The sequence below is a fragment of the Curtobacterium sp. ISL-83 genome (assembly GCF_018613895.1).
In the GTDB taxonomy this organism is placed as follows: domain Bacteria; phylum Actinomycetota; class Actinomycetes; order Actinomycetales; family Microbacteriaceae; genus Curtobacterium.
The window spans coordinates 1-7769 of record NZ_JAGGPH010000024.1; the positions used below are offsets into that span (position 1 = coordinate 1).

7 protein-coding genes and 2 pseudogenes are annotated in these 7769 nt (G+C 65.5%); 8 read left to right on the forward strand and 1 reads right to left on the reverse strand.

The genetic code is table 11. The features are described 5' to 3' along the window. A partial coding sequence (locus J7E22_RS16735; protein ID WP_214982977.1) for an IS30 family transposase occupies positions 1–838 on the forward strand: 838 nt, incomplete at its 5' end. A gap of 450 nt (positions 839–1288) precedes the next feature. Next, positions 1289–4039 (forward strand): phosphoesterase, encoded by a 2751-nt coding sequence (locus tag J7E22_RS16740; RefSeq protein WP_308159292.1) that lies wholly within the window; start codon positions 1289–1291, stop codon positions 4037–4039. A 275-nt stretch (positions 4040–4314) separates the two neighbouring features. Here the strand turns inward: J7E22_RS16740 and J7E22_RS18480 are convergent, their stop codons facing one another. After that, complete coding sequence (locus J7E22_RS18480; protein ID WP_374193288.1) at positions 4315–4632, reverse strand: hypothetical protein; 318 nt, start codon at positions 4630–4632, stop codon at positions 4315–4317. A 222-nt stretch (positions 4633–4854) separates the two neighbouring features. Here J7E22_RS18480 and J7E22_RS16745 point away from each other — a divergent pair, with 222 nt between their 5' ends. The 6 genes and pseudogenes from J7E22_RS16745 to J7E22_RS16770 form a co-directional block, all read left to right on the forward strand. Then, the gene (locus J7E22_RS16745; RefSeq protein ID WP_214982979.1) at positions 4855–5331 is read left to right on the forward strand and encodes a hypothetical protein; all 477 of its coding nucleotides are present in this window, start codon (positions 4855–4857) and stop codon (positions 5329–5331) included. A gap of 232 nt (positions 5332–5563) precedes the next feature. After that, entirely contained in the window at positions 5564–5905 is a 342-nt protein-coding gene (locus J7E22_RS16750) for an Lsr2 family protein (RefSeq protein WP_214982980.1), read from the forward strand. A 398-nt stretch (positions 5906–6303) separates the two neighbouring features. Next, positions 6304–6387, forward strand: a pseudogene (locus tag J7E22_RS18485) (hypothetical protein); the annotation flags it as partial. 19 nt (positions 6388–6406) lie between these two features. Then, positions 6407–6643, forward strand: coding sequence for a helix-turn-helix domain-containing protein (locus tag J7E22_RS17785; RefSeq protein ID WP_214982981.1), 237 nt, complete (start codon positions 6407–6409; stop codon positions 6641–6643). Positions 6644–6890: 247 nt separating this feature from the next. After that, the gene (locus J7E22_RS16765) at positions 6891–7394 is read left to right on the forward strand and encodes a GNAT family N-acetyltransferase (protein ID WP_214982982.1); all 504 of its coding nucleotides are present in this window, start codon (positions 6891–6893) and stop codon (positions 7392–7394) included. Between the two features lie 164 nt (positions 7395–7558). Next, positions 7559–7769 (forward strand): annotated as a pseudogene (locus J7E22_RS16770) (hypothetical protein); the annotation flags it as partial.

Here is a 7769-nt window from a genome sequence, read left to right on the forward strand (position 1 = left end):
GTGCCGCGTCCGAGCACGTCGTCCGAAGCCGAGGAAACTCGACCGGCTCGAGCTTGCCCTGCAAGTCGAGCTCCGGTTGGTGCGGAACTGGTCACCGGAACAGATCCGTGATGACCTGGCCAGGTCTTTCCCTGACCGGCCGGAGATGCACGTGTCGCACGAGACGATTTACCAGTCCCTCTTCGTGCAGGGCCGCGGCCACCTGCGCGGTGACCTGCACAAACACCTCCGCACCGGCCGCGCCATCCGCCGGCACCGGGGCGAGCCCCGACGGGCGTCGTGGTCAAAGATCCGCGACATGATCCTCATCAGTGAACGCCCCGCCGAAGCCGACGACCGAGCCGTGCCCGGCCACTGGGAAGGCGATCTCATCGTCGGGATCAACGCCAGAAGCGCGATCGGCACCCTCGTCGAACGCACCACCCGCTACCTGATGCTGCTGCACCTGCCCAACGGGCACAGCGCCGACGCGGTCCGCGACGCGATGATCCCCACCATCCAGACCCTCCCCGAGCACCTCCGCCGCTCGCTCACCTGGGATCAAGGCACCGAGCTTGCCCGACACAAAGACATCACTCTCGCCACGGACCTTGCAATCTTCTTCTGCGACCCCCACAAGCCCTGGCAGCGCGGCTCGAACGAGAACACCAACGGCCTGCTCCGGCAGTACTTCCCGAAATCCACCGACCTCACGGTCCACAGCACCGAACGGCTCCTCGAAGTCGCCACCGAACTCAACGCACGGCCCCGCAAGACGCTCGACTACCGAACCCCAGCAGAAGCCTTCCAACAGCTACTCTCGGACCCGAAACAACCACCCGTTGCAACGACCCCTTGAAACCGCCGACCGGCAAACGAGACGAGGGTCATGAAGGTTTAGTGCCAAACTTGCGCCTTGCGCCTTGCGCCTTGCGCCTCGCGGCGACGCTGCTCGCAGCCCGCGGATTTACTCGCGGGTGGCCCAGCGACGGATGCTTCCTGCTCCCGGCCTCGAGAGGCTCCGGAGCGAAACCTGCCCGCCAAGCATCGGTACGTCACCGCGTCGACACCTGCTGTTTGTTGACCCTCGCTCAGGGGGCAGACAGGCTGCTCTATGGCTCCCGAATCGGCTTCACCAACCAGTCGGAGCGTTCGCGCCCATCGTCGTGGAGCCTTGTCGGGAAGGTACTTCATGCACAGCAATTCGCGCCGGCGCTCCCCTTTGCGCCGCCTCTACTCTCTTGCGCGTGGGCATCGCGTTCTCGCCGCCACTGCTGCTGGGTGCTCCCTGGCCCTCCTCGGCGGAGGCGTGGTCGCCGCATCGACGGTGGCGTCGGGGAATCAGCAGGTGGGAACCCAATACCGTGACGGTGAGCAGGTTGCTTCCAACCAGATGATTCAGCCCCTCGGGGATCGGCTGATGACACCGTTTGGGAAGCTCATGGGCTCTGTTGTCAGCCCCGACGGCCGCTATCTGGTGGGCACGAGCACTGACAAGTCGGTGGACTTGCAGGTGTTCGACCTCAACACCTACAAGCCCGTTGCCGCCGCGGGTACGCTCTCCGCCGCGTCATTCGCGACCGCGTCATCGAGCGCGAGCTACGGCACGATGGCATACCGAAAGATCTCTGACGGCACGGTCGGTCAGGAAGGACCGGTCTTCTCACCGGACGGGAAGTACCTGTTCGCCCCGGTCGCCACCGGCATCATCCGCTACCCCTTTAGCAACGGGACGCTCGGCGCCGGTACGAAGATCGATATCCCCACGGTGGGAGACCTTCAGGCGCTCACTGCCGGGATGGTGTTCTCCCCCGATGGGACAGCCCTGTATGCGGCCGTGAATGGCCAGAACACGGTCGTTGCGATCGACCCCTCGACGGGCACGATCACGCACACCTTCGAGGTGGGCATCGCGCCCCGTCAGGTGAAGTTCGTCGGCAACGCCCTCTACGTGTCGAACGAGGGGGGACGACGCGCACTCCCCGGCGACACCACGATGGGGTCCTACGGTACGCAGGTCCCGGCGGACACGACGCTTGGTACCTCCACGACTGGCACGCTCAGCGTCATCAACGTGGCGCATCCAGCGGCTCCTGTTTCGTCGATTCCGGTTCAGCTGCACCCCACGGCGATGTACAGCGACGGTGGAACCCTCTACGTCGCGAACACCAACAGCGACACCGTCTCCGTTGTCGACACGCGAACCCAGACGGTCAAACAGACCATCGCGACGCAACCGTGGGCTTCATCAACGACGGGGTACGAACCGACCGCGATCACCATGCAGGGCGATCACCTACTCGTCTCCCTCGGCCGCGCGAACGCGGTCGAGGTGTTCAAGGTTGACCGGCGCGATCCGCGCGACCCCGTCAGTTCCGTCGGGCTTCTGCCAACCGACTACTACCCCGAGAACGTTGCCGCGGTGAACGGCAAGATCGTTGTCACCAACACCCGCGGCATCGACGCACGTGGGCCCGCGCTCACGTTCGACAAGGGGCAGGGCACCACGCCAGCGACCGGGCACGGCACCCACTCAACGACGGCCTCTCTGACACGGTTCACGCTGCCAAGCGACAAAACGATCCGGAAATACACCGCCACCGTGTTCCAGCAGAACGGCTGGGACAAGACCTCGCTGCAGCAGGCCGCAGGTCATGGCAGGCACGTTCCGGCGGTGGCGATCCCCAAACGTGTGGGCGACCCGTCGACCATCAAGCACGTGTTCCTGATCGTGAAGGAAAACCGCAGCTACGACCAGTTGTACGGCGACATGAAGCAGGGCAACGGTGACCCATCCTTGACCCAGTTCGGCCAGAAGGTCACCCCGAACCAGCACGCCCTCGGCACCCAGTTCGGCCTCTACGACAACATCTATGACATTGGTACCAACTCCGCGGAAGGCCACAACTGGCTCATGCAGGGCGACAATCCGGCCTACACGGAGACCAGCGCCGGGGAGTACACCCGGTCCTACGACACGGAAGAAGACGTCCTCGGCCACCAGCGATCTGGTTTCCTCTGGAACTCCATTCAGGCAGCCGGTAAGACCGCCAGGAACTACGGCGAGTTCGAGTACGGCGAAGGCAAGCCGGCAGAGGCGACGTGGCAGCAGTACTACTGCACGTCAAAGAACGTCATGGCAGGCGGCGACCCGTCCCAGCTCTTCTCGCCGTCGCTGCAGCTGCACGCGAGCTCGGCGATCCCGTCGCTGAACGCGGTCACGGACCCGAACGCCGCTCCCTTCGACCTCGCGATCCCGGATATCTACCGCTACGAGACGTGGAAGCAGGACTTCGAGAAGAAGGGCCCCGCGAACCTCAACATGGTGTGGCTCTCCAGCGACCACACCGGTGGCACCGCCGACCCGGAAGCGCAGGTCGCCGACAACGACCTCGCCGTCGGAAAGATCGTCGACGAGATCTCCCACTCCAAGTACTGGAAGGACTCGGCGATCTTCATCACCGAGGACGACACCCAAAACGGTGCCGACCACGTTGATGGCCACCGCGCGCCCGTGCAGGTCGTCAGCCCCTACGCAACACACGGCAAGACGGTAAGCACGTTCTACTCGCAGATCAACATGGTCCGCACCATCGAGCAAATCCTCGGCGCCCAGCCCCTGAACCAGAAGCTCGCGGCGGCAACTCCGATGACGGACGCGTTCAGCAACAAGCCCAACCTCGCACCCTTCACCACCGTGCCGAACGAGGTGCCCCTCACTGAAGGTGTTGTCACCGCGCCCGGCTGCGGTTACGACACCCTCGGCGCCACCGGAGCCGCCGCCGCCGCGGTCAACGCTCAAGCCGCCAAAGCCGCGGCCGTCCCCGACGCGGAGAAAGCCGTCGCCGCGAAGTGGCAGCAATGGGCGCAGAAGCAGCACCTCACCGGCACCGCGAAGCACGACGCGATCCCCGACTACGACAACCCCGACCTGATGAACCGGTGGACCTGGTACCAAACCCACCATTGGACATCCCCGTATCCCGGTGATACGAAGATTTACGGACCCGACAACGTCCCCGGTATCCCGGCAGGCTCCATCGATCACGACGACGACTAACGGTCCCGACGGCGCTCAGGTACCGGCCCCATGCAGTGTTCCTCGGGGCCGGTGCCGACGGACTCTGACAAGCTCGAACACTGCATGGGCCAGCACCGCGGAGTGCATGTGGACTGGTACGGCCACAACGGCCAGAACCCGCTGAGGGGCGTGCTGAGCCGACTTGTCGTCGCCTTACGACGGGTACCGCTCCTGACCCATCCGGCACATCCCACAACCACGGCACCAAACGGTGTCGTGGTCGTGCCATGTCCGGGCGCGCTCTATGCTGGCGTTCACCCATTCGTCCTCCCGGGGCGCCTCGGATCGGCTTCGCTCTCGCGTCGAAGTGCTGATACGCCGTCGTTCGGCTGACGCCGAGGGCGTAACCAATGCGCGACCGTCATGTCCTGCTGCTCGTACAACCGCCGAGCAGTCCGCACCTGATCTACTGACAGCCGCGGACGGCGCCCACCCGTCCGGCCGCGAGTTCGAGCGGCGGCGAGGTGTCGATCGTCTCCTGCGAGGAACGGAACCGACGCCCGCTCCCCCAACGCCTGCAGCTGATCGGTCAGACGCCAAATCGATCTGCCGGGCCGGTCAAGGCGCCACATCACGAGTGTGTCGCCCGGCCGCAACTGATCAAGGAGCTTCGTCAGCTCGGGTCAGTGCTCGAGCGACCCCGCGGGCCCTGACGGCGGTAACGGCACGTAGATTCCACGGTCGCGGCAACTGCCCGTAGGTTGCGCTTTAGTCCGCCGAGCCAAGATGACCGTGGCAGTGCAGGATTGAGAGCTGATGGCCTCGAAGGTCGAGGCCGGAGGGGGACCCCGCACATGACGTCCACACAGCACCAGTCACCGTCGGCAGCGCCGCGCCTCGTGACGGTCGCATTCTGGTTGTACCTGCTCACCGCGCTCGCTCACGTGGTCGGCATCATCATCACCGCGACGATGCTTCCTGCTGCCCAGCAGGCAGCGAAGTCGCAGATCGCCCGCTCCGGCGCCTCGACACATGGCGTCGATATGAACGGCGTTGTCGGCGCCACGTTCGTGGTGAGCATCGTGATCGGCGTGCTCTTCATCATTGCGTTCATCATCTTCGACCTGCTCATGCGTCGCGGCGCGAACTGGGCGCGCATCGTCCTGTTGATCATCACGATCCTCGGGATCACCGGCGTGGCCGGAGCGTACGGCGTCGGCGCGGTCGGCGTGATCGCGTCCATCATCGCGGCGATCCTGACGTTCCTCCCCGCCTCCAACGCGTGGTTCCGGTCCGTCAAGGAGCAGAAGCGCGCAGCCGTGCAGCGCTAGTCGCACATCCCGGCGCTACCGCGCGACTGCGCTGGTCAACGACTGCGTTGGTCAACGAGCATTGTGACCGGAGCTTCGGTCGGGTGCCAGGTGCTGGGGAAGGTCATCGTGCACACGGACGAGTTCGAGTTCGAGTTCTAGTTCGTGCAATTCCGCCAGCATCTCCGGAATCGCCTGCGACGTCGACGGCTCGGTAGGGTGGAGCCGTCACCCCACGAAAGGCAAGGGATACATGGCTCAGAAAGTCACGACGCACCTCGTCGATGATCTCTCCGGCGACATCATTGAGACCGGCGGAAAAACCGTTCGATTCTCCTTCGACGGTGCCCACTACGAGATCGACCTCTCCGACGACAACGCCGGGCACCTCCGTGAAGCGTTCTCCGACTATCTCGCGGCCGCTCGCAAGGTCGGTGCCCGTACTGGCCGCCCCTCCGGCGGTGGCGCGCCGAAGCGCGGCAACGCGGAAGAGCTCGGCAAGATCCGCGAGTGGGCCGCCGCCAACGGGTACGAGGCTTCCTCCCGCGGCCGCATCAGCCAGGCCGTCCGCGACGCATACGACGCAGCGCACTGACGCCACTCCCCCAACGCGAACGAAGGCCGGCTGCCCAAAGGGCAGCCGGCCTTCGCCGTTCGCTCCCATAAGGCAGTCTCATGTCGTGTCGCAGGCCTTTGGCTGGTGCCGACCCCAGTCGGCTCGCCGCCATGCGGCACTTGCTGTCGTTCCCGACACTGACGCGAGTTCCTGACAGCAATGGTGATGCGCGCCAGTAGGCGGAGTGATTGCCTGGGAACGCTCACCCGCCGCGCGTCGAGCGCACGTGGTGAAGGCGGGACAGCGCGGGAGTCCGGCCGGACCGTCACGACACTGACGGTCCGGTCTTTCTCGTCCCTGCCCCGAGGGTTGCGTTCTCTCGGGGACCTCGGGACATCGTTGATGAGATCACCGCAAAGGGGGCATCGGTCGAGTTCGTGAAGGAACAACAGACCTACAGGCGCGGCGCCGACGACGCGATCGACCGGCTCATGTTGAACCTGCTCGGCGCGTTCGCGGAGTTCGAGCGCAACCTCATCCGTGAACGCCAGCGCGAGGGCACGCATCGCCAAAGCCGCCGGCAAGCACAAGGGCCGCACGCGGAAGCTCACCGACGACCAGATCACAGAAGCACGCGGACTCATCAGCACCGGGGTGCCCAAGACTACGGTTGCTCGCGGGCTCGGTATCGATCGCACGACTCTCTACCGCATGCTCGCCGCGCCCTCCTCCCTCGCCACCGAAGGCACCACCGCTGGTGACGTTCCTAGCCTGTAGCGTTTAGCGCCCCTTCACCGGGCGTTTTCTCGGGGCAGGCATACGGAAATTCCCAGGTTAGACAGGTCACGGGCGAGTTGACGTGGCTGTCGGGTCGACGCGTGTGCCGGTGGGCGACCGGCTTACGGGCACCTCGTGGAAGCCTCGGACGACGTCTTCGTCACGCGTTGGAAGTGGGGCGAGGGTCCAGGCGGCCCGCTGTGTAATACGGCCCCGGTTGGGGAACCCGCTTCTTTATCGTGGGGTTATGCGCATCACCGTCCGCCCGGCCCTGCTCGACGACGTTCCAGGTCTCGCTCGTGTACACGTCGAGTCGTGGCGCGAGACCTACCGCGGCCTGTTCCCCGACGAGATGCTCGATGATCCCGGCTTCATCGAACGCCGCGAACGGTTTTGGACCAAAGCCCTGACGTCCGAGCAAGACCGCCCGACCGCGCGGATCGCGGCGGCGGTCTCCGACGGAGGTGTCGTTGGCGTGGCGATGGCGTCGAACCCCCAGGGCGAGGACGCGACCTGGACGCAGCAGCTCTACATCCTGTACACGTACGCCGCCGTCCACGGGCGCGGCGGCGGATCGGCCCTCCTCGACGCGGTGCTCGACCCTGACCAACCCGCAGCCCTCTGGGTCGCGAACCCGAACCCGCGTGCCCAGGCGTTCTACCGTAAGCACGGCTTCACGCCCGACGGTCGGACCAAGACCGAGGACGGTATCGAGGAGATCAGAATGACCCGCTCCGGCAGGAACGAATGACCCGCGGTAGCGCCACCCGACCCTCCGTGCGTCTGGTGGTCGTCGGGACGCCGGCATCCGTGCCCGAGCGGATCAATCGCGACCGGTAGCGGATCCTCGACTGGGACGGTCGTGGTTAGTCTTGGCGTGCGACTGGCGTGGCCGGGTCAACCGGCGGGGAGCGTGTGAATGGCATCGTCCGCCTGGGTGCCCATCGATCCAATCGATTGGGACACGCGATGCGCTACGGAATGAACCCGCACCAGGCTGCCGAAGTCGTCTCCGGCGGGCCGACAGTGGTCAACGGCGAGCCGTCGCTGATCAACTACCTCGACGCTCTGCACGCGTTCGCCCTCGTCCACGAAGCTGATGCACTGACGGGGCGCCCCGCTGCGG

What these genes read in the sequence shown, in the direction of transcription:
- J7E22_RS18480 (WP_374193288.1), bottom strand. Translation starts at nt 4,632, where the DNA reads ATGTGGCGCCTTGACCGGCCCGGCAGATCGATTTGGCGTCTGACCGAT.
- J7E22_RS16745 (WP_214982979.1), top strand. Translation starts at nt 4,855, where the DNA reads ATGACGTCCACACAGCACCAGTCACCGTCGGCAGCGCCGCGCCTCGTG.
- J7E22_RS16750 (WP_214982980.1), top strand. Translation starts at nt 5,564, where the DNA reads ATGGCTCAGAAAGTCACGACGCACCTCGTCGATGATCTCTCCGGCGAC.
- J7E22_RS16765 (WP_214982982.1), top strand. Translation starts at nt 6,891, where the DNA reads ATGCGCATCACCGTCCGCCCGGCCCTGCTCGACGACGTTCCAGGTCTC.